Annotated in this window: 23 protein-coding genes; 11 read left to right on the top strand and 12 right to left on the bottom strand. The window is 53.1% G+C overall.

The features are described 5' to 3' along the window. A complete protein-coding gene (locus ACVV26_RS16325; RefSeq protein ID WP_312985395.1) occupies positions 1-462 on the bottom strand; it encodes an Lrp/AsnC family transcriptional regulator in 462 nt (153 codons plus the stop codon). 115 nt (positions 463-577) lie between these two features. Here ACVV26_RS16325 and ACVV26_RS16330 point away from each other — a divergent pair, with 115 nt between their 5' ends. Beyond that, the gene (locus ACVV26_RS16330) at positions 578-1,624 is read left to right on the top strand and encodes a PLP-dependent cysteine synthase family protein (protein WP_474798261.1); all 1,047 of its coding nucleotides are present in this window, start codon (positions 578-580) and stop codon (positions 1,622-1,624) included. A gap of 39 nt (positions 1,625-1,663) precedes the next feature. Here ACVV26_RS16330 and cof read toward each other — a convergent pair whose 3' ends face one another. Further along, positions 1,664-2,482, bottom strand: coding sequence for an HMP-PP phosphatase (cof, locus tag ACVV26_RS16335; protein WP_474798263.1), 819 nt, complete (start codon positions 2,480-2,482; stop codon positions 1,664-1,666). Between the two features lie 98 nt (positions 2,483-2,580). Between cof and ACVV26_RS16340 the strand changes: the two genes are divergently transcribed. Continuing rightward, a complete protein-coding gene (locus ACVV26_RS16340; RefSeq protein WP_474798264.1) occupies positions 2,581-4,281 on the top strand; it encodes an SgrR family transcriptional regulator in 1,701 nt (566 codons plus the stop codon). Between the two features lie 70 nt (positions 4,282-4,351). Continuing rightward, entirely contained in the window at positions 4,352-5,047 is a 696-nt protein-coding gene (gene queC / locus ACVV26_RS16345; RefSeq protein WP_474798265.1) for a 7-cyano-7-deazaguanine synthase QueC, read from the top strand. A 29-nt stretch (positions 5,048-5,076) separates the two neighbouring features. Here the strand turns inward: queC and ACVV26_RS16350 are convergent, their stop codons facing one another. The 9 genes from ACVV26_RS16350 to bolA form a co-directional block, all read right to left on the bottom strand. After that, positions 5,077-5,481 (bottom strand): YbgC/FadM family acyl-CoA thioesterase, encoded by a 405-nt coding sequence (locus tag ACVV26_RS16350; protein WP_474798267.1) that lies wholly within the window; start codon positions 5,479-5,481, stop codon positions 5,077-5,079. Between the two features lie 151 nt (positions 5,482-5,632). Beyond that, positions 5,633-6,004 (bottom strand): ComEA family DNA-binding protein, encoded by a 372-nt coding sequence (locus ACVV26_RS16355; protein WP_474798268.1) that lies wholly within the window; start codon positions 6,002-6,004, stop codon positions 5,633-5,635. 146 nt (positions 6,005-6,150) lie between these two features. Beyond that, a complete protein-coding gene (gene ppiD / locus ACVV26_RS16360) occupies positions 6,151-8,025 on the bottom strand; it encodes a peptidylprolyl isomerase (protein WP_474798270.1) in 1,875 nt (624 codons plus the stop codon). Between the two features lie 201 nt (positions 8,026-8,226). Next, positions 8,227-8,499 (bottom strand): nucleoid-associated protein HU-beta, encoded by a 273-nt coding sequence (gene hupB, locus ACVV26_RS16365; RefSeq protein WP_312985413.1) that lies wholly within the window; start codon positions 8,497-8,499, stop codon positions 8,227-8,229. A 210-nt stretch (positions 8,500-8,709) separates the two neighbouring features. Beyond that, on the bottom strand, positions 8,710-11,064 hold the full coding sequence (lon, locus tag ACVV26_RS16370; RefSeq protein ID WP_474798272.1) for an endopeptidase La: 2,355 nt from the start codon (positions 11,062-11,064) through the stop codon (positions 8,710-8,712). Between the two features lie 182 nt (positions 11,065-11,246). Continuing rightward, entirely contained in the window at positions 11,247-12,521 is a 1,275-nt protein-coding gene (gene clpX, locus ACVV26_RS16375; protein ID WP_125294075.1) for an ATP-dependent protease ATP-binding subunit ClpX, read from the bottom strand. A 132-nt stretch (positions 12,522-12,653) separates the two neighbouring features. Beyond that, positions 12,654-13,277: an ATP-dependent Clp endopeptidase proteolytic subunit ClpP gene (gene clpP / locus ACVV26_RS16380; protein ID WP_312985417.1), complete on the bottom strand. Its 624-nt coding sequence runs from the start codon at positions 13,275-13,277 to the stop codon at positions 12,654-12,656. 315 nt (positions 13,278-13,592) lie between these two features. Continuing rightward, the gene (gene tig, locus ACVV26_RS16385) at positions 13,593-14,891 is read right to left on the bottom strand and encodes a trigger factor (RefSeq protein ID WP_474798273.1); all 1,299 of its coding nucleotides are present in this window, start codon (positions 14,889-14,891) and stop codon (positions 13,593-13,595) included. 347 nt (positions 14,892-15,238) lie between these two features. Continuing rightward, the gene (gene bolA / locus ACVV26_RS16390) at positions 15,239-15,556 is read right to left on the bottom strand and encodes a transcriptional regulator BolA (protein ID WP_474798275.1); all 318 of its coding nucleotides are present in this window, start codon (positions 15,554-15,556) and stop codon (positions 15,239-15,241) included. A gap of 301 nt (positions 15,557-15,857) precedes the next feature. On the opposite strand from bolA, the gene ACVV26_RS16395 reads away from it, so the two are divergent. From ACVV26_RS16395 to ACVV26_RS16430, 8 genes are all read left to right on the top strand, one after another. Further along, a complete protein-coding gene (locus ACVV26_RS16395) occupies positions 15,858-16,436 on the top strand; it encodes a lipoprotein (protein WP_474798277.1) in 579 nt (192 codons plus the stop codon). Between the two features lie 42 nt (positions 16,437-16,478). Next, the gene (gene ampG, locus ACVV26_RS16400; RefSeq protein ID WP_474798278.1) at positions 16,479-17,954 is read left to right on the top strand and encodes a muropeptide MFS transporter AmpG; all 1,476 of its coding nucleotides are present in this window, start codon (positions 16,479-16,481) and stop codon (positions 17,952-17,954) included. A gap of 491 nt (positions 17,955-18,445) precedes the next feature. After that, the gene (gene cyoA / locus ACVV26_RS16405) at positions 18,446-19,384 is read left to right on the top strand and encodes a cytochrome o ubiquinol oxidase subunit II (RefSeq protein WP_474798280.1); all 939 of its coding nucleotides are present in this window, start codon (positions 18,446-18,448) and stop codon (positions 19,382-19,384) included. Between the two features lie 19 nt (positions 19,385-19,403). Continuing rightward, entirely contained in the window at positions 19,404-21,395 is a 1,992-nt protein-coding gene (cyoB, locus tag ACVV26_RS16410; RefSeq protein WP_312985429.1) for a cytochrome o ubiquinol oxidase subunit I, read from the top strand. Further along, on the top strand, positions 21,385-22,005 hold the full coding sequence (locus ACVV26_RS16415) for a cytochrome o ubiquinol oxidase subunit III (protein ID WP_312985431.1): 621 nt from the start codon (positions 21,385-21,387) through the stop codon (positions 22,003-22,005). Before cyoB ends, ACVV26_RS16415 begins: the two co-directional genes overlap by 11 nt. Further along, on the top strand, positions 22,005-22,334 hold the full coding sequence (locus ACVV26_RS16420; protein WP_312985433.1) for a cytochrome o ubiquinol oxidase subunit IV: 330 nt from the start codon (positions 22,005-22,007) through the stop codon (positions 22,332-22,334). The genes ACVV26_RS16415 and ACVV26_RS16420 overlap by 1 nt, the downstream gene beginning before the upstream one ends. Before the next feature lie 11 nt (positions 22,335-22,345). Next, positions 22,346-23,233 (top strand): heme o synthase, encoded by an 888-nt coding sequence (gene cyoE / locus ACVV26_RS16425; protein ID WP_474798282.1) that lies wholly within the window; start codon positions 22,346-22,348, stop codon positions 23,231-23,233. A gap of 139 nt (positions 23,234-23,372) precedes the next feature. Beyond that, positions 23,373-24,740: an MFS transporter gene (locus ACVV26_RS16430; protein ID WP_474798284.1), complete on the top strand. Its 1,368-nt coding sequence runs from the start codon at positions 23,373-23,375 to the stop codon at positions 24,738-24,740. Positions 24,741-24,766: 26 nt separating this feature from the next. Here ACVV26_RS16430 and ACVV26_RS16435 read toward each other — a convergent pair whose 3' ends face one another. Beyond that, positions 24,767-25,258, bottom strand: a complete 492-nt coding sequence (locus ACVV26_RS16435) for a YajQ family cyclic di-GMP-binding protein (RefSeq protein ID WP_312985439.1) — start codon at positions 25,256-25,258, stop codon at positions 24,767-24,769. Positions 25,259-25,345: the final 87 nt, after the last annotated feature.

Here is a 25,345-nt window from a genome sequence, read left to right on the forward strand (position 1 = left end):
TTAACCGTCTAACGGCAAGGCAGTAGTATACTTTATCTGTTCCATGGCAAAACTGGAGGTGACATCCGATAAGCCGGGAACCCGGTTCACCAGACGTTTGTAAAAATCATCGAAACGCTTCATATCCGCGACCTGAACGCGCATCAAATAATCGTATTCTCCCGCCATCCGCCAGAAGCCGAGCACTTCGGGCATCTGTGAAACGACAGCGACAAACTGGCTATACCATTCGCTGCTGTGGTGCTGGGTTTTAATCAGCACAAACGCGGTAAGCCCCAGATTGAGCTTTTCCGGGTCAAGTAACGCCACCCGTCCCTGAATGATGCCGTCATCTTCCAGGCGCTTGAGGCGTTTCCAACAGGGCGTGGTTGTCAGATTAACGGCATCCGCCAGTGCCTGCAAAGAGAGTGTGCAGTCATTCTGCAACAGTGAAAGGAGTTTGCGGTCAATTTTATCTATCATTTGCGAGATACATAGAAAGAATTTCTCCTATTGCGCCAAACCAGGGGCAAAATAGCAACTCTTTTTCCCGAGCTTTGTTTTACGCTAGGCACAAATTGCTAAATGGAAACACCTCATGACCAGTACCTGGGTAAACCACGCTATCAGCGAAATTAACGCCGACTATCAGCGTTCAGCCGATACCCATTTAATTCGCCTTTCCCTGCCCGCGTTTCCGGGCATTCACCTCTATCTGAAAGACGAAAGCACCCACCCGACCGGCAGCCTGAAGCATCGTCTGGCGCGTTCGCTGTTTCTGTATGGATTGTGTAATGGCTGGATAAAAGAAGGCACGCCGATTATCGAGGCGTCCTCCGGTTCAACCGCGGTTTCGGAAGCGTACTTCGCCCGGCTACTGGGATTGCCCTTTATCGCCGTCATGCCCGGCTGCACCGCGAAGCGTAAAGTGGAGCAAATCGCCTTTTACGGCGGTCGCTGCCATTTTGTCGACAGCGCCTGCGAGATTTATGATGTCTCGGAGACGCTGGCAAAAGAGTTAAACGGCCATTATATGGATCAGTTTACCTATGCTGAGCGCGCCACCGACTGGCGCGGCAACAACAACATCGCCGACAGTATTTTCCGCCAGATGGCGAGCGAGCCTTATCCAGTGCCCGATTACGTTGTGATGAGCGCCGGGACCGGCGGCACCTCCGCGACCATTGGCCGCTACCTGCGTTATCAGGGCCATGCCACGCAACTGATGGTGGTCGATCCGCAAAACTCGGTGTTTTTTGATTACTGGCAGAGCCGCGACGCCACGCTGAAAAGCCACGTTGGCAGCAAAATTGAGGGGATTGGCCGCCCGCGCGTCGAGCCTTCTTTTATTCCGGCGGTGATTGACGAGATGCTGCGGGTTCCTGACGCGGCAAGCGTGGCGACCATCCACTGGCTGGAAACCATTCTGGGCCGCAAAGTCGGCGCATCCACGGGTACTAACGTCTGGGGCGCGCTGCGGCTGGCGGCCAGAATGCGTGATGAAGGGCGTAAAGGGTCAATTGTCACTCTGCTGTGCGACAGCGGCGAGCGCTATCTGGAGACTTACTATAACCCGCAGTGGGTCGAGCAGAATATTGGCGATTTATCGCCCTGGCAGGCGGAGATTAACCGTCTGATGGCATAAAAAAAGCCGGGGGATACCCGGCTTGCTGGAAAGGCTTCGTCATTCGGGGGAATAAGTCAGGTTTGGAAAGTCCAGCCAATGAGTCAAATAGTGTGAAACAGCCTGGCTGTTGCAATGGCCGATAACCGGCAAATGCGGCAGCGCGGCTTTTAACTGCGCCATGGCGTTACCCATGATAAAGCCGTAACCCACGGCTTCGAGCATTTCGCGATCGTTCATGGCATCGCCAAATGCCATGCAATCCTGTAAACCGTAGCCGAGGTGCTGGCTTAACACCGCCAGCGCCGCGCCTTTGTTGCACCCCACCGGCAGAACTTCCAGGCAGTGATGTGCTGAAAAACAGAGATGCGCCTTGTCGCCCAGAGCTTCATTGAGCTGAATACGCAGACGGCATAAATCGTCATGCTCACCGCAAAAACAAATCTTGGTGACCCGATGCGCCGGGATGCGTTTTACATCGCACACCTGATAGCGAAAACCGGTAAACAGGTGGGCATTGAGTAACTCGGGTAAATCGTTTTGCGTAAACCAGCCGTCATCGTTAAACACGTGCATTGAGGATTCAGTATCCCAGTGGCTATGGATCACGATTTCCGCCACTTCCGGTGCGAGATCGGCGTGATGCAATAACTCCCCTTCATAGGTGTGAATTCGGGTGCCATTGCCGGTGATCAAAAACGCATCGAGGGAAAGATCGGTGAGCAGGTGGCGCATTTCCAGGGCATGGCGCCCGGTGGCAAAAGCCAGGGTAATGTTGCGCTCACGCAGGCGATTCAGGGTATGCAGGGTTTGTTCGCCCAGCAAATGGTCCGGCATCAGCAGAGTGCCGTCCATATCAAATGCAGCCAGTCGCGCCATGGTTGTTCGCTCTCACAGAATCCAGTACAGCCTGAAGTATCGCCTGGCATATGCGGAACAAATAGTGAATACTTTCCAAAATTTGTTCCGGGTTTATTATGCGACTCGTTAATCGACTGAATCAGTTTCAACGTCTCTGGCAGCCTTCGGCGGGAGAACCCCAACAGGCGACTGTGGCGGAGCTGGCTGAACGCTGTTTTTGCAGCGAACGGCATATTCGCACCCTGCTACGCCAGTTGGCATCCGCAGGCTGGCTGCGCTGGCAGGCTCAGGCCGGACGCGGAAAGCGCGGTGATTTAACCTTTCTGGTAACGCCTGAGCAGGTGCGCGCCGGGATGATGGAACAGGTGCTCAATCGCGGCCAGCATAAAAATGCGCTCGAACTGGCACAACTTGCCCCCGATCAGTTACGTCATTTACTGCAGCCTTTTCTGGGCGGCCAGTGGCAAAACGACACCCCAACGCTGCGTATTCCCTACTACCGCTCTCTGGAGCCGTTAACGCCCGGTTTTTTACCGGGCCGCGCCGAACAACATCTGGCGGGGCAAATCTATTCTGGCCTGACGCGTTTCGATGATGACGGTGAATTTCCGGTTGGCGACTTAGCGCACCACTGGCGCATTTCGCCGGACGGGTTGTGCTGGGATTTCTACCTGCGTTCCACGCTGCACTGGCACAGCGGCAAGCCAGTGGAAACGCAGCAGTTGCAGCGTGCTTTTCAATCGTTGCTGGCAGATAGTGAAATCGCCCGGCTGTTCGCCAGCGTAGCGCAAATCGAGCGGGTTCATGCCCAGTGCCTGCGCATTACGCTACATCGCCCGGATTACTGGCTGGCACACCGCCTGGCGCTGTATTGCAGCCGTCTGGCCCACCCCGATGAACCGGATATCGGCTGCGGGCCTTTTCGCCTTGTGCGTTTTGAAGCGGACCTGGTTCGGCTGGAAAGCCACGAATTCTGGCATCTCAGCCATCCTTTACTGAAAGCGGTAGAATTTTGGATCACGCCGCAGTTGTTCGATCAGGAGATGGGCAATAGCTGCCGCCACCCGGTGCAGATCGCCATTGGCCAGCAGGATGAGCTGGTACATTTGAGGCCAGTCAGCAACAGCATCAGCCTCGGGTTTTGCTATCTGGCGTTGCGCCAGGAAGGGAAATTATCGCTGGCGCAGTCCCGTTACCTCATTGACCTTATCCATCGCAGCGGCATGCTGGATACGCTGCCGCTGGATGAAGGGCTAATTACCCCCAGCAGCGAGATGCTGCCCGGCTGGCGGCTTCCCGAATGGCCTTCTGATGAAATGGCGCTGCCCGCTTCGCTAACCATGGTGTATCACCTGCCGGTAGAACTACACGCCATGGCGGAACAACTTAAGCGTTATCTGGCGGACAAAGGCTGCGAGCTAACGGTGCATTTTCATCCGGCAAAAACCTGGCACGGCTGCCCGCTACTGGGTGAAGCCGATTTAATTATGGGCGACCGGTTAATTGGCGAATCTCCGGCCTTTACGCTGGAGCAGTGGTTACGCTGCGATAAACTCTGGCCGCATGTGCTTACCGCGCGCCAGTTTGCCCATTTGCAGGGGACGCTTGACGCGGTGCAACGTCAACCGGATGAAACCCAGCGCCGGGAAGGGATGCGCGAGGTTTATACCACGCTGATGGAGGATGCCGTTATCACGCCGCTTTTCAATTATCGCTATCAGGTCAGCGCGCCGCCGGGCGTCAACGGCATTCACCTTAATACACGGGGCTGGTTCGATTTTACCCGCGCCTGGCTACCGCCGCCGGGCTCGTTGTGAAGAAGCTGGTGGTGCTGAGCCAACGGCGCTACCCTATGCGCCATCTTTACAAGCGAACAAAAGGTTGACGATGAAACGTGCCGTTGTGGTTTTTAGCGGTGGACAAGACTCCACCACCTGCCTGATTCAGGCGCTGCATCACTATGATGAGGTGCATTGCGTCACATTCGACTACGGACAACGCCACCGCGCTGAAATCGAGATCGCGCAGCAACTGGCCGTTAAACTGGGTGCCCGTGCGCATAAAACCCTTGACGTCGGCCTGCTCAATGAACTGGCGGTAAGCAGCCTGACCCGCGACAGCATTCCGGTGCCGGATTACGATCCTCAAGCCAGCGGCATTCCCAGCACCTTTGTGCCCGGTCGCAATATTCTGTTTCTGACCCTTACGGCAATTTATGCCTATCAGGTTCAGGCGGAAGCGATTATTATCGGCGTCTGCGAAACCGATTTTTCTGGCTACCCCGATTGCCGCGATGAATTCGTTAAAGCGCTTCACCAGGCGGTAAATTTAGGTATGGCGAGCAATATCCGTTTTGAAACACCGCTGATGTGGCTGAATAAAGCCGAGACCTGGGCGCTGGCGGACCATTGGGGCAAGCTGGATCTGGTGCGCCACGAAACCCTGACCTGCTATAACGGCATTAAAGGTAACGGGTGCGGCGAGTGTGCGGCCTGTCATTTACGCGCTAATGGGCTGAACCAGTATTTTGCGGATAAGGTGGGCGTAATGGCCCAGATGAAACGTAAAACCGGTCTTAACTGATAATAAGGGCGGGACCCCGCCCTTTATGATTATGCTTTACCAACCATCGCCTCCAGGCGAGCCCGGAGTTCCCCTTCCAGCGGCAAGGCCTTCTGGGTATTCAAATCGATACAGACAAAGGTGATTTGCGCGTCCGCTACCACCTGCCCTTCCGGCTCAAGGGTGATCACCTGGCTCAAAATGCCGCTTTTGCCATTTAACTGCTGCACCTGACTGGTGACGTTAAGTAAATCCCCCAGTACTGCCGGTCGCCGATAGTTGATGTTGATATTCACCACCACAAAAGCGATACGGTTAGCCGTCATCCACTGAAAGCCTTCCTCCTGCTCCAACCCGTCCCAGCGCGCTTCCTCAAGAAATTCAAGATAACGCGCATTATTAACGTGTTGATAGACATCCAGGTGGTAACCGCGAACTTTAATGTGTGTCTGCATAGCGCAAGGGCCCTTGTTATCACCGCGTTCATTCCGATTCGGAAGCGAAAAATACCGCGGTTCATTTTATGAGAGTAAGAGGTCACACTACTGGTATGACCTCCTTATCCTGGCAAAGATTTTCAACTCTGCAAGGTCCCTGCCCTGACGATTACAGCTTTATGCGCGCCAGGTTACGCTCCACCAGCGCATTTCCCATGCCGGGCACCTGTTTAAGATCCTCGACGCTTTTAAAAGGACCATTCTCATCCCGGTAATTAACGATGGCCTGCGCTTTTTTCATTCCTACGCCATTGAGCGCTGAGGCCAGTTCGTCCGCGCTGGCATTGTTAATGCTCACGGTGCGTTCTTCACTTTCATCCGTTTTGACGGCTTTCTCTTTGACCTGCGCTGACGTTGCGTTCTCCGTCTTTGCCGCCGTTGCTTCAGCCTTCGTCGTTGACTGCGCCGCCAGTGCTGGATAGCTGGTGATACCGCACGCGATAACCATTGCCAGACAGAATGCTTTAACACCTTGTTTCATGCTGTTTTCTCCTTGTTTGTTGACAGCCACGCCACCTTATCGGGCCGGGAGAAACACCACAAACAGCGAATATCAGAAATGGAAAAGGCCGCGAAAGCGGCCTTTGATGTTTGCAGAAAATTGCAATTTTGTGCGAGACGTCTCGATTATTGCTGCTGCTCGACGATATCGCCCATTTTGATTTTGGCTTCTTTGCGCAGATTAGTCATCAGCGCGTCGAAAGCAATTTGTGCATTGTTTTGGGTAATGCCCTGGGTCATCGCTTTCTTCTGCTCTTCCGGCAGGGTGCCGCTACGCACTTCGTCAAGGGACACCAGCACGACGTTGCCCTGCATATCGTTAGCGACGCCATAAGACGGTTTGTCCTTAGACGGCAGCGGCAGCGCGAACGCAGCTTGCGAAATTGGATCCTGGCCGGTACGGCTTAAGGTTTTTTCCGCACCAAAGCTCAAACCCGCGGCTTTCAGCGCTTCGTCGCCTTTACCTGCTTTCAGTTCGTTAATCAGCTTATCGGCATCCAGTTTCGCCTGCTGTTCCGCTTTCTGATTTTTGATATCGGCAACCACCTGGTTACGTACGTCTGCCAGCGGTTTAACCGCTTCCGCTTTGTGCTCGGTAACACGCAGTACAAACGCACGATCGCCTTCCACGGTGATGATGTCGGAGTTACTGCCCGGCGTGCCGTTTTCGCCGACCAGTCCACCGTTGAAGATCGCGTCAGCAACCGGTTTGAAGTTGAGATCTTCCGGCAGGGAATCGCGGCTAAACCAGCCGGTTTCCACCGCTTTCACGCCAGCAACCTGCTCTGCGCCCGCCAGGGATTCGTTATCGTTACTTGCCGCGTCGCTCACTTTTTGCTGCAGGGCGAAGAACGCCGTGACGCCTTTTTCCTGTTTCACTTTTTCAGCAATAGCATCACGCACTTCTGCCAGCGGCTTCACCTGCGCCGGTTGAACATCAGTCAGACGCGCAACCAGGAAACCTACCGAAGATTTAATTACGCCAGAAGTCTGGCCTTTCTCTTTCAGCGCTGCGTTTTTCAGCTCTTCCGGCGTCGTCGCGTCTTCCAGCCAGCCCATATCACCGCCGTTACGGGCAGAAATAATGTCGGAGGACTTTTCTTTCGCGAGGGTAGCAAAATCAGAATCGGCATTCAGGGCATCCAGAACGGCTTTTGCTTCATCTTCCGTTTTGGTCTGAATGATGCTGTAACGGTTACGCTGCGGCTGACCGTACTGATCCTGATGCTCGTCATACCAGGCCTGAATTTCCGCATCGCTGACGCTTTCGTTCATGGCGGCGGCATCCAGCTTGATGTAGCTGACGCGGAATTGTTCCGGGGCGATAAAACGGTTTTTATTCTGCTCGTAGAAGCCGGTGACTTCATCGTCAGTGACCGTTTGTTTGGCGGCCAGCGCGGCGACGTCAATCGTGGCTTCACGTACTACACGCTGCTGGGCAACCAGCGCTGCCAGCTCATCCGTCTCATTCGCCAGCATAAAATCGGTGCCGACGATGGCATTGATCAGCTGCTGGGTCATCAACTGGTTACGCAACGACTGGGCATACTGGTCCGGCGTCATGCCAATATTGTTGATAACCGCGGTATAGCGGGCGTTATCAAACTTTCCGTTGCTCTGGAAAGCCGGCTCTTTAAAGATCGCCTGTTTGATTTGTTCGTCGCTGATGCCAAGGCCCAGCTTTTTAGCGTATTGATCGAGCAACGCTTCATCAATCATGCGCGACAGCACCTGCTGGCGCATAGCTTTCATATAGTTTTCATTGGCAGCCAGTTCTGAAAACTGCTCGCCAAGCTGCTGTTGCTGACGATTACGCTCGCTGGCAACGGCATTTTCAAACTGGGCGCGGCCAATTTCCTGGCCATTCACTTTCGCGGCGTAATTATTGTTACCGCCAATCAGGTAACCACTCACGCCGGTCAAAATGAACGACACGATAATGATACCGAAAATAATCTTGAGTACGACGCTGTTAGCAGCCGTACGTAAGTTGTCCATCATGGTGTAACAACGCTCCGCTGTAGATGACAGTAAATGCCGCTGGCGCTCACCCAAAGGTGCCGCTTCGCGCAAAGGCGTATTGTGACAAGAAACCGGGGCGGTTGTCAGCCCACAGGACTAAAAAGTCCCCCCAGATAATAAAAAAGGCACATCTCGCGATGCGCCCTTTGCCCTTTACCATCGAAACCGTAGAGGGAAAAATCAGTTTACCGCGTCTTTCAGTGCCTTGCCTGCACGGAAACCCGGTACTTTTGCTGCCGCAATGGTGATCTCTTTGCCAGTTTGCGGGTTGCGGCCAGTACGGGCAGCGCGCTCGCGGACAGAGAAAGTACCAAAGCCAACTAACGCCACGTCATCCCCGGATTGCAGAGATTCGGTAACAGAGCCAATCAGAGCATCTAACGCACGTCCAGCCGCGGCTTTAGAAATATCAGCACCGGCGGCAATTTTGTCTATCAGTTGAGATTTATTCACGCTTCTCTTCCTCTCATTATTATTTATATCGCCCCTGAATCCTTCATGGGGCGACCGCGCAGCAGTTATATCAGGCCTGTCATGCCCTTACAACAGCATTAGTTGATGACACAATCAGTCAGCCATCTAAATTAGCGATACAAAAAAAAGCTGGCAAGCACCAAATGGCTTACCAGCTCTGATTTTATCTATGCAGTATGCGTTAGGTCACTATTTTGCCGTGACAACCTGCATTCCTGAGGGTTCATTCTGCAATGCCAGGGTCAATACCTCTTCGATACGCTTCACCGGGTGGATATCCAGATCGGCGATAACGTTGTCTGGGATCTCTTCCAGGTCACGTTTATTTTCGTAAGGAATTAACACCGTTTTAATACCGCCACGGTGTGCGGCCAGCAATTTTTCCTTCAGGCCGCCGATCGGCAGAACTTGTCCGCGCAGCGTGATTTCGCCGGTCATGGCGACATCGGCACGCACCGGGTTGCCCGTCAGGCAGGAAACCAGCGCGGTGCACATTGCGATACCTGCGCTCGGACCGTCTTTTGGGGTCGCCCCTTCCGGTACGTGAACGTGGATGTCGCGTTTTTCGTAAAAATCAGAATTAATACCCAATTTTTCCGCGCGCGCGCGCACCACGGTCAGCGCTGCCTGAATGGATTCCTGCATCACTTCACCCAGCGAGCCGGTATAGGTCAGTTTGCCTTTACCCGGTACGCAGGCGGTTTCGATGGTCAGCAGATCGCCACCCACTTCGGTCCAGGCCAGGCCGGTCACCTGACCAACGCGGTTTTCGTTGTCCGCACGGCCGTAGTCAAAGCGCTGAACGCCGAGGAAATCTTTCAGATTATCGCCGTTAATTTCGATGTGCTTCAGCGCTTTCTCAAGCAGTAACTGTTTAACCGCTTTACGGCACAGTTTCGAAATTTCACGCTCCAGTCCACGTACGCCAGCCTCACGGGTGTAGTAACGAATGATGCCGATAATCGCGCTGTCATCCACCGTGATTTCGCCTTTTTTCAGGGCGTTGCGTTCAATCTGCTTCGGCAACAGGTGACGTTTGGCGATGTTCAGTTTTTCATCTTCGGTATAACCCGACAGGCGAATCACTTCCATACGGTCCAGCAGCGGCGCAGGAATATTCATGGAGTTCGAGGTCGCCACGAACATCACGTCGCTGAGATCGTAGTCCACTTCCAGATAGTGATCGTTAAACGCCACGTTCTGTTCAGGATCCAACACCTCAAGTAGCGCTGATGCCGGATCGCCACGCATATCCGACGACATTTTGTCGATCTCATCCAGCAGGAACAGCGGGTTTCTGACGCCCACTTTTGCCATCTTCTGGATCAGTTTGCCCGGCATAGAACCGATGTAGGTACGGCGGTGACCGCGGATTTCCGCTTCATCGCGCACCCCGCCCAGCGCCATACGCACGTATTTACGACCGGTCGCGCGCGCAATGGACTGCCCCAGCGAGGTTTTACCCACCCCCGGCGGTCCCACCAGGCACAGGATCGGGCCTTTGATTTTGTTAACGCGGCTCTGCACCGCAAGGTATTCAAGGATGCGATCTTTCACTCGGCCTAAGCCATAGTGATCGGTATCAAGGATTTCCTGGGCCTGGCGCAGGTCTTTTTTCACTTTACTGCGCGCGTTCCACGGAACCTGCACCATCCACTCGATGTAGCTGCGCACCACGGTGGCTTCTGCCGACATCGGTGACATCATTTTCAGCTTCATCAATTCGGCGTCAGCTTTCTCTTTCGCCTCTTTCGGCATTTTGGCCGCGTCGATTTTGCGTTTTAACGCTTCGTTTTCATCCGGCGCATCGTCCATTTCGCCCAGTTCTTTCTGGATGGCTTTCATTTGCTCATTCAGATAGTACTCACGCTGGCTCTTTTCCATCTGCTTTTTAACGCGGTTGCGAATGCGTTTCTCAACCTGCAGCAGATCGATTTCCGACTCCATCATCGCCATCAGATATTCGAGGCGTTCGTTGATGTCGGACATCTCCAGCACCGATTGTTTATCGGCCAGTTTCAGCGGCATATGCGCGCCGATGGTGTCAGCCAGACGTGCAGGATCGTCGATGCTGTTCAGCGACGTCAGCACTTCAGGCGGGATTTTTTTGTTGAGTTTGATGTAGCCTTCAAACTGGCTGATGGCCGTACGGACCAGCACTTCCTGCTCGCGTTCGTCGATGGCTGGCGATTCAAGATATTCAGCCCGTGCAGAGAAGTGTTCGCCATCGTCAGAGAGCGCGGTAATGCGCGCGCGCTGTAAACCTTCAACCAGTACTTTTACCGTGCCGTCCGGCAGTTTCAGCATCTGTAAAATCGACGCTACGGTTCCCACGGTAAACAAATCATTCACACCCGGCTCATCCGTCGACGCTTCTTTCTGTGCAACCAGCATGACTTTTTTGTCATGATCCATTGCGGCTTCCAGGCAGCGGATAGATTTCTCCCGTCCCACGAACAAAGGGATAACCATGTGCGGATAAACCACCACGTCGCGCAACGGCAACACGGGGATTTCAATGCGTTCAGAACGCTCAGGATTCATAGAGCTCTCTCTTAGTTTAGTTTCCGCCAGGCGATGGGGCGCACGTGAAATTCACGGCATCACCAACAAGTAGAACAGTATATGGGGATGTTTCCCGGACATTCAATGTCAGGAATGCAGGAAAAATAAAAGGGGGACCAAATCCCCCTTTTATTTTATAACTGATTGTCAGGACAGGCGAATTATTCGCCTGATGCCTGCTGTGCTTCTGGCTTACCGTAAATTAACAGCGGTTCTGACTGGCCGCCGATCACCGACTCGTCAATCACCACTTTTTCGACGTCTTCCATGGACGGGAGATCGTACATGGTATCGAGCAACGCGCCTTCCACGATGGAACGCAGGCCACGCGCACCGGTTTTACGGGACATGGCTTTTTTCGCGATGGCTTCCAGCGCTTCGTCACGGAATTCCAGCTCAACGCCTTCCAGATTAAACAGCGCCTGATACTGTTTGGTCAGGGCGTTTTTCGGCTCTTTGAGGATCTGGATCAGCGCTTCTTCGCTCAGTTCGCTCAGGGTCGCCACAACCGGCAGACGGCCGATGAATTCAGGGATCAGACCGAATTTGATCAAATCTTCCGGTTCAACCTGAGTCAGCAGTTCGCCTTCCGTCGCTTTCTGGGATTTACCTTTCACCGTCGCGCCAAAACCAATGCCGGAGCCTGTTTCTACACGGTTAGCGATCACTTTATCCAGACCCGCGAATGCGCCGCCGCAGATAAACAGGATTTTTGAGGTATCGACCTGCAAGAATTCCTGCTGCGGATGCTTGCGTCCACCCTGTGGCGGAACGGCGGCCACGGTGCCTTCAATCAGTTTCAGCAATGCCTGCTGTACGCCTTCACCGGATACATCGCGGGTGATGGACGGGTTATCAGATTTGCGCGAAATCTTGTCGATTTCATCGATATACACAATGCCGCGCTGGGCTTTCTGCACGTCATAATCGCATTTCTGCAGCAGTTTCTGAATGATGTTTTCTACGTCTTCACCCACGTAACCCGCTTCGGTCAGGGTGGTGGCATCCGCCATGGTGAACGGAACGTCCAGCAGGCGCGCCAGCGTTTCGGCCAACAGGGTTTTACCGCTACCGGTCGGGCCGATCAGCAGAATGTTACTTTTACCCAGCTCGATGCCGTTAGAGCTGTCGCCGTTACGCAGACGTTTGTAGTGGTTGTATACCGCAACCGCCAGGACTTTTTTCGCCTGTTCCTGGCCGATAACATAATCGTCCAGATGGTTACGAATTTCATGTGGCGTCGGCAGCGCGCTACGTTCGCGGTGCGGCGCCACTTCTTTAATCTCTTCGCGAATAATGTCGTTGCATAAATCGACACACTCGTCGCAGATATACACTGACGGGCCAGCAATCAGTTTACGCACTTCGTGCTGGCTCTTGCCGCAAAAAGAGCAGTACAGCAGTTTGCCTGAGCCGTCTTTGCGCTTATCTGTCATGAGTCAAAACCTCTTTTCTGTTCTTTGTGCCGCACACGACGACGCAATGCCATTCTCAGGCGCAAACCGGAGTTTGCGCACAATGAGCCGCCTACTGACACCCTATAGTATAGCGGCCCATTGCCGCAGGTATCACTGGCGGTGAGTTAAAATGGAGTCAACCAATCCATACTCTACAGCCTGTTCTGCTGAGAGGAAACGGTCGCGCTCGGTATCTCTTTCAATCTGCTCCAGCGGTTGACCCGTGTGCTGCGCCATAAGTTCATTCATACGCGCTTTTACTTTCAAAATTTCACGCGCATGGATTTCAATGTCCGTTGCCTGACCCTGGTAGCCGCCCAGCGGTTGGTGGATCATCACGCGTGAATTCGGCAGGCAGAAACGCTTGCCTTTCGCCCCGGCAGTCAACAGGAAGGCACCCATTGAGGCCGCCTGGCCCATACAAATGGTGCTGACGTCTGGTTTGATGAACTGCATGGTGTCATAGATCGACATCCCCGCAGTAATCACGCCGCCCGGCGAGTTGATGTACAGGTAAATATCTTTTTCCGGGTTCTCTGCTTCCAGAAACAGCATCTGCGCCACAATCAGGTTAGCCATGTGATCTTCAACCTGGCCGGTCAAAAAGATAACGCGTTCCTTAAGCAGACGGGAAAAAATATCGTAAGAACGCTCACCACGTGAGGTTTGCTCCACAACCATTGGCACCAGGGCCATATGGGGTGCCATTACTTCTCGTTCGCCGCTGTATGACATTTCCGTCTCCTGGAAAAAATTAAGTAACCTGTTGCACTGATTTTACTTGAGACCGTGACGAATGACCACGCTAGCAGGTCTTGTCACCCTTCAGGACGGATTATCAGCCAGAGTCCCTACCCACAATAGATCAAATTTTCTGTTTGTTGATGCGGATATATCTTTGTTTATGGGGTTTATCACCCTCAGTTTCAAGCATAACAACCTTTTCATGTTACGCGAATATTGAAACTGCGGTTTATCCGTCCTTGCCTTAATTGCAGGCGAAAAAAAGCCCGTCGCAACAGGACGGGCTTTAACAACGCCGGGCGCGGTTTACGCCTGCTGGTTCATCAGCTCGTTAAAGGTGGTTGCTTGGTCGGTCACTTTAGCTTTCGCCAGCACCGCTTCAACCGCCTGCTCTTCCAGAGCCACGTTACGCATGTTGTCCATCAGCTCTTTGTTTTTGCTGTAGAACTCGATAACTTCGCTCGGATCTTCATAGGCAGAAGCCATTTCTTCGATCAGCGCTTTAACGCGATCTTCGTCGGCTTTCAGCTCGTTGGTACGAATCACTTCGCCCAGTAGCAGGCCAACCACAACGCGGCGTTTCGCCTGCTCTTCGAACAGTTCACGTGGCAGTTCCAGGGCTTGTTTCTCGTTGCCACCGAAACGCTGTGCAGCCTGGCGGCGCAGTACGTCGATTTCGCCGTCGATCAGCGCAGCAGGAACGTCGATGTCGTTCGCTTTCACCAGGCCTTCGATCGCCTGAGACTTAATGCGGTTACGCACAGCGCCTTTCAGCTCGCGGTCCATGTTTTTACGCACTTCGGTACGCAGACCGGCTACGGAACCGTCTTCAACGCCAAAACGCTTGATGAAATCTTCGGTCAGTTCCGGCAGTTCACGCTGCTCAACTTTTTTCAGGTTGATTACGAACTTAGCCGCTTTACCTTTCAGGTTTTCAGCGTGGTACTCTTCCGGGAAAGTCACGTCGATGGTGAACTCGTCACCGGCTTTATGGCCTTTAACACCTTCTTCGAATCCCGGGATCATACGGCCCTGGCCCATTGCCAGTACGAAGTCAGAGGCTTTACCGCCTTCGAACTCTTCACCGTCAACAGAACCGGTGAAATCGATGGTCACGCGATCTTCTTCGCCAGCGGCTTCAGTGGTTTCAGTCCAGGTCGCCTGCTGCTTGCGCAGGGTGTCCAGCATGCCGTCTACGTCTTCGTCGGTGACTTCAACAACCGGCTTAACAACTTCGATGGATTCCAGATCTTTCAGTTCAACTTCCGGGTAAACTTCAAATTCAACCGCGTAGGTGAAGTCTTCACCCAGTTTGTATTCGCCCGGAACATAGTTCGGTGCGCCAGCCGGGTTGATTTTTTCTTTAATGATAGCGTCAACGAAATGACGGCTCATCAGATCGCCCAGCACATCCTGACGCACGGAAGCGCCATAACGCTGAGCAACAACGTTCATCGGTACTTTGCCCTTACGAAAACCGTCAATGCGGACTTTCTTCGCCACGTTGACCAGCTCGCTTTTCACAGCGTTTTCGATGCTGTCAGCAGCGATAGTAATCGTTACACGGCGCCCAAGGCCCTGGGTGGTTTCAACTGAAGCTTGCATCTTGTTACCTCAAAAAATCACAGTGCTCGGTCAACTCTGGAAGCCGTTGATTATTCGCTTCGCAGAACCAGGATGCTTTCTGAATCAGAATCACATTCCCTGTCGTCAGAATCATCCCGAAGACATTCCGAAAAATTAGACGCAGCATTATAGCGGCATCACTATGGTGAGTCGAGAAAAGCAACCACACGACTCTGTGGCTTTTTTCACAATTCCCGGCGGAGCTTCGCCTGAAACCTGCCGTTTCGCCTGGTTTTCAGGCAAAACAAAACGGCCCGCAGGCCGTTTCTTAGAAACTCTGTCTGGCGCAACATACTGGAAAAAGTCCTGCTGTTGCAAATCAATGTTCAGGCAATCGTTCCCGCACCTCGACACGGCGGTGATGCGAAAATGGTATCCTGTAGGCTTTCCCACTCTTTAGCGCTGTAAGTATGCAGGGCCAAAGCATGCACAGTGGTCGACAATTCCTCCGTCAACGTGCCGTAGATCAGGCGGTGGCGATTCAGAAAACGTTCCCCTACAAAACGATCGCTGACCAGAACGACTTTGAAATGACTTTCCGAGCCGGCCGGAACATTATGGCGATAGCTTTCATCCACAACTTCGAGGAATAAGGGATCAAACGCTGCCCTGAGTTTTGTTTCTATTTGCTCACGTATCATCATGATTTCACTCCTCCGACAACGCTGCGATGCTATCCATCACTTTAAATGTTAGTCGCCTTTATTGGCTTCATAACAGATTACCAACAAATATTTAGCTTTTATCTCATTTTCTCATCGTAATGGGTGAATTAGCCTGCCACAAGTGCCATACGAAGGTTGTATCGCCAACAAAACCTGGTGAAAGGTCATAAAAAGCACAACGCGATGAATTTACATGCGTTGCCACTTCCCCTTGCCGATGGCGATGCTATGATGGCGAGAATTTTCTTCTATTTGCCTATATGTACGTTGAGACCCTGAAATGTTAAAAAAACTCTTCCTCCCGCTGATGGCTCTTTTTATGTTAGCTGGATGCGCTACACCGCCGACGACTATTGACGTCTCTCCGAATATCGCGCTGCCGCAGCAGGACCCGAGCCTGATGGGCGTGACCATCAGCATCAACGGCGCCGACCAGCGTCAGGACCAGGCGCTGTCAAAAGTGACCCGCGATAACCAGGTGGTTACCCTGACCGCCTCCCGCGATCTGCGTTTCCTGCTCCAGGAAGTGCTGGAGAAACAAATGACCGCGCGCGGTTATATGATTGGTCCAAGCGGCGCGGTGCAACTGCAGATCATTGTTAACCAGCTGTACGCGGACGTGTCTCAGGGCAACGTGCGTTACAACATCGCCACCAAAGCCGATATCTCTATCGTCGCGGTTGCCAATAACGGCAACAAGATGACCAAAAACTATCGCGCAAACTATAACGTTGAAGGCGCATTCCAGGCGACCAACAAAAACATCGCCAACGCCGTTAACTCCGTCCTGACCGATACCATCGCCGATATGGCGCAGGACACCAGCGTCCATGACTTTATCAAGCAGAACGCCCGCTAATTGACTGAGAGGCCCGGCTTGCCGGGCCTTTGTATTTTCCCGATGCCCAATCATTATTTACGAATTTTTCAGCAGCCTAAATCAGCCGTCTTGCTGATGCTGGGCTTTGCTTCCGGTCTGCCTCTTGCCTTAACCTCCGGTACGCTTCAGGCGTGGATGACGGTCGAAAATATCGATCTCAAAACCATTGGTTTCTTTTCCCTTGTCGGCCAGGCGTATGTTTTCAAGTTCCTGTGGTCGCCGGCGATGGATCGCTATACCCCACCGCTGCTGGGCCGTCGTCGCGGCTGGCTGGTCATTACCCAAATCCTTTTACTGATCGCCATCGCCGCGATGGGCTTTCTCGAACCGTCCACACAGCTGCGCTGGATGGCGGCGCTGGCGGTGATCATCGCATTTTGCTCCGCGTCGCAGGATATCGTATTCGACGCCTGGAAAACTGACGTCCTGTCGGCGGAAGAGCGTGGCACGGGCGCGGCGATCAGCGTGCTGGGCTATCGCCTGGCGATGCTGGTGTCAGGCGGGCTGGCGCTGTGGCTGGCCGACCGCTGGCTTGGCTGGCAAGCTACCTACTGGCTGATGGCCGCGTTACTGATCCCGTGCATTATCGCGACGCTGCTGGCTCCAGAACCCAGCGATGCGATCCCGGTTCCCAAAACGCTCCAGCAAGCGGTGATTGAACCGCTGCACGACTTTTTTGGCCGCAATAACGCCTGGCTAATTTTATTGCTGATCGTGCTGTATAAGCTGGGCGACGCCTTCGCCATGAGCCTGACCACCACATTTTTGATTCGTGGCGTCGGGTTTGATGCCGGTGAAGTCGGTGTGGTGAATAAATCGCTGGGGCTTTTCGCCACGATTATCGGCGCGCTATACGGCGGGGTTTTAATGCAGCGCCTGACGCTGTTCCGGGCGCTGCTGATCTTCGGCATTCTCCAGGGCGCATCCAACGCTGGTTACTGGCTGCTGTCGATTACCGACAAGCACATGGTCACTATGGCGAGCGCGGTGTTTTTCGAGAATCTGTGCGGCGGCATGGGAACGGCGGCGTTTGTCGCCCTGTTGATGACGCTGTGCAATAAGTCGTTTTCAGCCACCCAATTCGCGCTGCTGTCTGCCCTGTCGGCGGTAGGACGCGTTTATGTCGGCCCGGTTGCCGGTTGGTTTGTAGAAGCCCACGGCTGGCCAACGTTTTACCTGTTCTCGGTGTTCGCCGCTGTACCGGGCATTCTGCTGCTGCTGGTTTGCCGCAGGACGCTGGAGTTCACCCAGCAAACCGAAACCTTTATGCCGCGCACCGTTTATACCGGCGCGTACCGGCTGGCATTAAAGGTGTTGATGTTCAGTGGCGTTATCCTGCTGGCATGGCTTGGGGTTGTGATTGCCAATGCGTTAGATATCACCCGGTTGCCTGTTGAGACGCCACTGTTAGCGCTGGGGATCGCGCTGGCGCTGGGCGGGATTTTAGCGGGCGCAGCATTAGATTTTCTGGCGCTGAAAAAAACAGCGCAGCGCTAATTCCGCTTAAATAATGAACGCTATTTTTCATTATTTTCCGTGGTAATCACGGGGAGTAATGAAAATAACGTTGGCTGACGGCAAATTTCCGCCAAAAAATTGTTTTTTTGTGCCCTTAACGTTCTGGAATTTATAACCCAAAAAAAGCGCAATAATTTCCCTTTATCGATTCAGCCGTGGCAAGATTAATTTTGCGTGAATCAATTGTCCTATATTTGATATATTTTTGTTAAGTTTTTGTATATCATTTGAATTGGTTATACCAATTATCCGGCATAAAAAATTTAACAATCCTGATTTGTTATAACGGTCTGCAAGCCGCATTTTTGCTGTATATTTGAAATAAGTTGCAACATCTGTGATAGGTATGGCAGAACCCGGTAACACCGCGCTGACACAATGCCATTAATGTTTACAGTGTTGTAACCTTCCCGTAAAATGCCGGCACACTTTAACCGCCACCAGAATCCCCCCTGAATTGAGGTCGTTAAATGAGACTCAGGAAATACAATAAAAGTTTGGGATTGTTGTCATTAATCGCGGGTACTGTATTACTCAGTGGCTGTGATTCTGCGCTTCTCAACCCAAAAGGACAGATTGGACTCGAGCAACGTTCGTTGATACTGACCGCCCTCGGGCTGATGTTGATCGTCGTTATCCCCGCCATTTTGATGGCGATCGGCTTTGCCTGGAAATATCGGGCGACCAACAAGGATGCTAAATACAGCCCCAACTGGTCACACTCTAACAAGGTGGAAGCTGTAGTCTGGACCATCCCTATCCTTATCATTATCTTCCTCGCCGTACTGACCTGGAAAACCACGCACTCGCTTGAGCCCAGCAAACCGCTGGTGCACGACGCGAAGCCGGTGACCATTGAAGTGATCGCGATGGACTGGAAATGGTTCTTCATTTACCCGGAGCAAGGCATCGCAACGGTGAATGAAATCGCCTTCCCGGCCAATACCCCGGTGGAATTCAAAATCACCTCTAACTCGGTGATGAACTCCTTCTTTATTCCGCGCCTGGGCAGCCAGATTTACGCGATGGCAGGCATGCAGACCAAACTGCATCTTATTGCCAACGAAGCGGGTACCTACGACGGCATTTCCGCTAACTACAGTGGTGCAGGTTTCTCCGGCATGAAGTTCAAAGCTATCGCGACGCCGGACAACGAAACCTTCAACCAGTGGGTGGCTAAAGCGAAGCAATCGCCGACCGTGATGAACGATATGGCGACTTACGAGAAGCTGGCAGCCCCGAGCGAGTTCAACAAAGTCGAATACTTCTCCAGTGTTAAACCGAATCTGTTTGTCGATGTGATTAACAAATTCATGGGACACGGGAAAAGCCTGGCCGTGACTCAGTCGGAAGGGGAGCACAACGCTCACGAAGGCATGGACATGAATCACGCGGAAACCTCTCACTAAGGGGCCGAGGAATAATACGATGTTCGGAAAACTTACACTGGATGCAATTCCGTACCATGAGCCAATTATCATGGTTACGGTGGCTGCGATTATCGTCGGAGGCGCGGCGTTACTGGCAGCTCTCACTTACTTCGGTAAGTGGTCATATTTATGGAATGAGTGGCTTACGTCAGTAGACCACAAACGCCTGGGTATCATGTATATCCTGGTGGCGATTGTCATGCTGGTCCGTGGTTTCGCGGACGCCATCATGATGCGTACCCAGCAGTTGCTGGTTTCTGCGGGCGAAACGGGCTTCCTGCCGCCGCATCACTACGATCAGATCTTTACCGCCCACGGCGTTATCATGATCTTTTTCGTGGCGATGCCGTTCGTTATCGGTCTGATGAACATTGTTGTTCCCTTGCAGATCGGCGCGCGCGACGTGGCCTACCCGTTCCTGAACAACCTGAGCTTCTGGTTCACGGTGGTTGGGGTCATCCTGGTGAACGTTTCCCTGGGGGTCGGCGAATTCGCCCAGACCGGCTGGGTGGCGTATCCGCCGCTATCGGGCATTGAATACAGTCCCGGCGTAGGGGTCGACTACTGGATCTGGAGTCTCCAGCTATCCGGTATTGGTACGACGCTGACCGGTATTAACTTCTTCGTGACCATTCTGAAGATGCGTACCCCGGGTATGACGATGTTCAAAATGCCGGTTTTCACCTGGGCGGCACTGTGTACTAACGTACTGATTATCGTCTCGTTCCCGATTTTAACCGTCACCATTGCGTTGCTAACCCTGGATCGCTATCTGGGCACCCATTTCTTTACCAATGATATGGGCGGCAACATGATGATGTACGTGAACCTGATTTGGGCCTGGGGCCACCCGGAAGTGTACATCCTGGTGCTGCCGGTGTTCGGCGTGTTCTCTGAAGTCACCTCGACTTTCTCCAGAAAACGTCTGTTCGGTTACACCTCGCTGGTATGGGCAACCATCGCGATTACGGTTCTGTCGTTCATCGTTTGGCTGCACCACTTCTTCACCATGGGCAGCGGCGCGAACGTTAACGCCTTCTTTGGTATCACCACGATGATTATCGCCATCCCGACCGGGGTGAAGATCTTCAACTGGTTGTTCACTATGTACCAGGGCCGTATTCAGTTCCACTCAGCCATGCTGTGGACCATCGGTTTTATCATCACCTTCTCTATCGGTGGGATGACCGGGGTACTGCTGGCGGTACCGGGCGCGGACTTCGTTCTGCACAATAGCCTGTTCCTGATTGCGCACTTCCATAACGTCATCATCGGCGGCGTGGTGTTCGGTTGCTTTGCCGGTATGACCTACTGGTGGCCGAAAGCCTTTGGCTACACCATGAACGAAACCTGGGGTAAACGCGCTTTCTGGTTCTGGATCATCGGCTTCTTCGTGACCTTTATGCCGCTGTACGCTATGGGCTTCATGGGTATGACCCGTCGCGTCAGCCAGGATATCGACCCGATGTTTATGCCGCTGATGGTTGTGGCTGAAATCGGCGCGCTGCTGATTGCCTGCGGTATTCTGTGCATCGTGATTCAGATTTTTGTCAGCGTCCGCGACCGCAACAAAAACCGCGATCTGACCGGTGACCCGTGGGGCGCGCGTACCCTGGAGTGGGCAATTTCTTCTCCGCCGCCGTTCTATAACTTCGCGGTACTGCCGGAAGTTCACGAGCGCGACGCGTTCTGGGAAATGAAAGAGAAAGGTGAAGCCTACAAACAGCCTGCGCACTATGAAGAAATTCATATGCCGAAAAACAGCGCTGCGGGTATCTACATCGGTCTGTTCAGCACCATCTTCGGTTTCGCCATGATCTGGCATATCTGGTGGCTGGCCATTGTCGGCTTCGCCGGTATCGTGATCACCTGGATTGCGAAGAGCTTTGATGAAGACGTGGATTACTACGTACCCGTTGCCACTGTTGAAAAACTGGAAAACCAGCACTTCGATGAAATTACCAAAGCAGGGCTGAAAAATGTCAACTGAGACGATTAATGACGCGCTGGCCCATGGCAACCATGAACATGGGCACCACCACGATGCAGGAGCCAACAAGGTATTTGGCTTCTGGATCTACCTGATGAGCGACTGCATTCTCTTTGCATGTCTTTTTGCCACCTATGCCGTTCTGGTGAACGGCACTGCCGGGGGACCGACCGGTAAGGACATTTTCGAACTGCCGTTTGTGCTGGTTGAAACTTTCCTGCTGCTGTTCTCCTCCATCACGTATGGCATGGCGATGATCGCCATGAATAAAAACAACCAGGGCCAGGTAATGTCCTGGCTTGCCCTGACCTTCCTGTTTGGTGCGGGCTTTGTGGGGATGGAAATCTATGAATTCCATCACCTGATCGCGGAAGGCTTCGGGCCGGATCGCAGCGGCTTCCTGTCAGGCTTCTTTGCGCTGGTAGGCACCCACGGTCTGCACGTGACGTCTGGTCTGATCTGGATGGCAATCATGATGATTCATGTTTCCCGCCGCGGTCTGACCCATAACAACCGCGCCCGTCTGATGTGCCTGAGCATGTTCTGGCACTTCCTGGACGTGGTCTGGATTTGCGTATTCTCTGTAGTCTATCTGATGGGGGCGATGTAATGAGTCATTCTACCGATCACGCTGGCGCTCATCACGGCGGCGTCAAAACCTACCTTATCGGGTTCATCCTGTCAGTGATTCTGACCGTGATCCCGTTCTGGATGGTGATGAACGGCACCGCCTCACAGGGCACGCTTCTCGGTGTGGTTGTGGCAACAGCTGTGGTACAGATTCTGGTTCACCTGGTGTGCTTCCTGCACATGAACGCCTCCTCCGAGGAGCGCTGGAACCTGGTGGCCTTTGTCTTTACTTTGCTGATTATCGCAATCGTAGTGGTAGGTTCTATCTGGATCATGTGGAGCCTTAACGAGAACATGATGGTTCACTAAGAGCGGCACGTATGATTAAGCAATACCTGCAAGTCACGAAACCAGGAATTATTTTCGGCAATTTAATTTCTGTCATTGGGGGATTTTTGCTGGCCTCGAAGGGCAGTATTGATTATCCCCTGTTCATTTACACGCTGTCAGGCGTATCGCTGGTAGTGGCTTCAGGTTGTGTTTACAACAACGTCATTGACCGTGATATCGACCGCAAGATGGAAAGGACGAAAAACCGGGTGCTGGTTAAGGGCCTGATTTCGCCGAACGTAACGCTGGTTTACGCCACCTTGTTGGGTATTGCTGGCTTCATGCTGCTGTGGTTTGGCGCGAATCCGCTCGCCATGTGGCTGGCCGTAATGGGCTTTGTGGTTTATGTCGGCGTTTATAGCCTGTACATGAAGCGCAACTCCGTTTACGGCACGCTGATTGGTAGCCTCTCCGGCGCTGCGCCGCCGGTGATTGGCTACTGCGCGGTCACCAACGAGTTTGATACCGGCGCGGCTATCCTGCTGGCTATCTTTAGTCTCTGGCAGATGCCGCACTCGTATGCGATTGCCATCTTCCGTTTCAAAGATTACCAGGCAGCGAACATTCCGGTTCTGCCGGTAGTAAAAGGGATTTCGGTCGCGAAAAACCACATTACGCTGTACATCATCGCTTTCGCCGTCGCGACGCTGATGCTCTCTCTGGGCGGCTATGCCGGATATAAATATCTGGTGGTGGCTGCGGCGGTGAGCGTCTGGTGGTTGGGTATGGCGCTGAAGGGCTACAAAGTGGAAGACGATAGAGTGTGGGCGCGTAAGCTGTTCGTGTTCTCCATCGTCGCGATTACCTCTTTGAGCTTTATGATGTCCATCGACTTTATGGTGCCCGACTCGCAAAATCTTTTGACTTACGTCTGGTAATCTCCAAAAAGGGTGCTACGGCACCCTTTTTTAATAACGCCTTCCTCGCTTAATCCCTGTAATATTCGCTCACCAACCGGTAATTTACCCTTCCCCTCTCACGTATATACTTGGTGGCGGTTTTTCTTTTGAGGTGGTAATGAACGACAATAAAATGACCCCGCTTGAGCGACGCGCAACGTGGGGCCTGGGAACCGTTTTTTCGCTCAGAATGTTGGGCATGTTTATGGTGTTACCGGTTCTCACCACGTACGGCATGGCACTTCAGGGTGCCAGCGAAGCCTTAATCGGCCTGGCGATTGGCATCTATGGCCTGGCGCAGGCGGTATTTCAAATCCCTTTCGGCCTGCTTTCCGACCGCATTGGCCGTAAACCGTTAATCATCGGTGGGCTGGCGATTTTTGTGCTGGGCAGCGTGATTGCGGCGATGACCGACTCCATCTGGGGCGTGATTTTAGGCCGTGCGTTGCAGGGTTCCGGCGCGATTGCCGCTGCGGTGATGGCGCTGCTGTCAGATTTAACCCGCGAGCAAAACCGCACCAAAGCGATGGCGTTTATTGGTGTGAGTTTCGGCGTGACCTTTGCTATCGCTATGGTGATAGGCCCCATCGTCACCCATGCGCTGGGTCTGCACGCGCTGTTCTGGATGATCGCCATCCTCGCGACGCTGGGTATTTTGCTGACCCTGTGGGTGGTGCCCAACAGTGAGAACCATGTGCTTAACCGTGAATCGGGCATGGTGAAAGGCTGCTTCAGCAAAGTGCTGGCCAACAAAAAATTGCTCAAGCTGAATATCGGCATCATGTGCCTGCATATTCTGCTGATGTCGACCTTTGTCGCCCTCCCCCACCAGCTTGAAGCGGCAGGCTATCCGGCGGCGGAGCACTGGAAAATCTATCTGGTCACCATGTTGATGGCGTTTGTGTCGGTCGTGCCATTCATTATTTACGCCGAAGTAAAACGCCGCATGAAGCGGGTATTCGTGTTCTGCATTATGGTGATCGCCATCGCCGAGGTGGTGCTGTGGGGCGCAGGCCCGCTGCTGTGGCAGCAAATCCTCGGCATTCAACTGTTTTTTGTGGCGTTTAACTTAATGGAAGCGCTGCTGCCGTCGCTGATCAGCAAAGAATCCCCGGCGGGCTATAAAGGCACGGCGATGGGCGTTTACTCCACCAGCCAGTTTCTCGGCGTGGCGATTGGCGGCTCCCTCGGCGGCTGGCTGGCGCAGTATTTCGATACCCAAACGGTATTTTTAGCGGGCGCACTGCTTGCCGCGCTGTGGCTGATGGTGGGTTTTACCATGGACGAACCGCCCTACGTCAGCAGTATTCGCGTTGAACTGCCAGAAGATGTGCAGGCCGATGACGCGCTGAAGGCGCGACTGTTAGCCAAAGCGGGCGTCAGCGAAGCGGTGGTTGTGCCGCAGGAGCACAGCGCTTACGTCAAAATCGACAGCAAAGTGACCAACCGGTTTGAGATCGAACAGGTGGTAAAAGAGCTGGCATAAAAAAAGGCCGGTTACCCGGCCTTTGATCAATCACGAAAGTTTTTAAACTGGAACGGCTGGCCTAAATCGCCGCCGCGCACCAGCGCCATCACGGACTGTAAGTCGTCGCGCGATTTCCCGGTGATGCGAATCTCTTCACCCTGGATCTGCGCCTGGACCTTCAGCTTGCTGTCTTTGATCAGCTTAACGATTTTCTTAGCGATGGTGGCTTCGATGCCCTGTTTCAGTTTGGCATCCACGCTCCAGTTTTTACCGCTGTGCACAAACTCTTCCGGCACCTCGATAGAACTGCCTTCAATGCCGCGCTTCAGCAGTTTGGCACGCAGAATATCAATCAACTGGTTGACCTGGAAATCGGATTCGCTCAGCACCTTGATGGTCTGGTTTTTATCGTTCAGTTCGAATTCCGCCGTCACGCCGCGAAAATCGAAACGTGACTCAACTTCGCGGCTCGCGTTGTCCACTGCGTTGCGAACTTCCTGAAGATCGACTTCAGATACGATGTCAAAAGATGGCATGTTTTGTTCTCCCTCTCTTTGTGTGCGTTGCATAATACCCGCAACGTTACATAAAACAACTCGTATCAAACCCCCAGGACAGAAGCA

The sequence above is a fragment of the Atlantibacter sp. MEI4A-1023 genome, assembly GCF_056155425.1.

What these genes read in the sequence shown, in the direction of transcription:
- ACVV26_RS16325 (WP_312985395.1), bottom strand. Translation starts at nt 462, where the DNA reads ATGATAGATAAAATTGACCGCAAACTCCTTTCACTGTTGCAGAATGAC.
- ACVV26_RS16330 (WP_474798261.1), top strand. Translation starts at nt 578, where the DNA reads ATGACCAGTACCTGGGTAAACCACGCTATCAGCGAAATTAACGCCGAC.
- cof (WP_474798263.1), bottom strand. Translation starts at nt 2,482, where the DNA reads ATGGCGCGACTGGCTGCATTTGATATGGACGGCACTCTGCTGATGCCG.
- ACVV26_RS16340 (WP_474798264.1), top strand. Translation starts at nt 2,581, where the DNA reads ATGCGACTCGTTAATCGACTGAATCAGTTTCAACGTCTCTGGCAGCCT.
- queC (WP_474798265.1), top strand. Translation starts at nt 4,352, where the DNA reads ATGAAACGTGCCGTTGTGGTTTTTAGCGGTGGACAAGACTCCACCACC.
- ACVV26_RS16350 (WP_474798267.1), bottom strand. Translation starts at nt 5,481, where the DNA reads ATGCAGACACACATTAAAGTTCGCGGTTACCACCTGGATGTCTATCAA.
- ACVV26_RS16355 (WP_474798268.1), bottom strand. Translation starts at nt 6,004, where the DNA reads ATGAAACAAGGTGTTAAAGCATTCTGTCTGGCAATGGTTATCGCGTGC.
- ppiD (WP_474798270.1), bottom strand. Translation starts at nt 8,025, where the DNA reads ATGATGGACAACTTACGTACGGCTGCTAACAGCGTCGTACTCAAGATT.
- lon (WP_474798272.1), bottom strand. Translation starts at nt 11,064, where the DNA reads ATGAATCCTGAGCGTTCTGAACGCATTGAAATCCCCGTGTTGCCGTTG.
- clpX (WP_125294075.1), bottom strand. Translation starts at nt 12,521, where the DNA reads ATGACAGATAAGCGCAAAGACGGCTCAGGCAAACTGCTGTACTGCTCT.
- clpP (WP_312985417.1), bottom strand. Translation starts at nt 13,277, where the DNA reads ATGTCATACAGCGGCGAACGAGAAGTAATGGCACCCCATATGGCCCTG.
- tig (WP_474798273.1), bottom strand. Translation starts at nt 14,891, where the DNA reads ATGCAAGCTTCAGTTGAAACCACCCAGGGCCTTGGGCGCCGTGTAACG.
- bolA (WP_474798275.1), bottom strand. Translation starts at nt 15,556, where the DNA reads ATGATGATACGTGAGCAAATAGAAACAAAACTCAGGGCAGCGTTTGAT.
- ACVV26_RS16395 (WP_474798277.1), top strand. Translation starts at nt 15,858, where the DNA reads ATGTTAAAAAAACTCTTCCTCCCGCTGATGGCTCTTTTTATGTTAGCT.
- ampG (WP_474798278.1), top strand. Translation starts at nt 16,479, where the DNA reads ATGCCCAATCATTATTTACGAATTTTTCAGCAGCCTAAATCAGCCGTC.
- cyoA (WP_474798280.1), top strand. Translation starts at nt 18,446, where the DNA reads ATGAGACTCAGGAAATACAATAAAAGTTTGGGATTGTTGTCATTAATC.
- cyoB (WP_312985429.1), top strand. Translation starts at nt 19,404, where the DNA reads ATGTTCGGAAAACTTACACTGGATGCAATTCCGTACCATGAGCCAATT.
- ACVV26_RS16415 (WP_312985431.1), top strand. Translation starts at nt 21,385, where the DNA reads ATGTCAACTGAGACGATTAATGACGCGCTGGCCCATGGCAACCATGAA.
- ACVV26_RS16420 (WP_312985433.1), top strand. Translation starts at nt 22,005, where the DNA reads ATGAGTCATTCTACCGATCACGCTGGCGCTCATCACGGCGGCGTCAAA.
- cyoE (WP_474798282.1), top strand. Translation starts at nt 22,346, where the DNA reads ATGATTAAGCAATACCTGCAAGTCACGAAACCAGGAATTATTTTCGGC.
- ACVV26_RS16430 (WP_474798284.1), top strand. Translation starts at nt 23,373, where the DNA reads ATGAACGACAATAAAATGACCCCGCTTGAGCGACGCGCAACGTGGGGC.
- ACVV26_RS16435 (WP_312985439.1), bottom strand. Translation starts at nt 25,258, where the DNA reads ATGCCATCTTTTGACATCGTATCTGAAGTCGATCTTCAGGAAGTTCGC.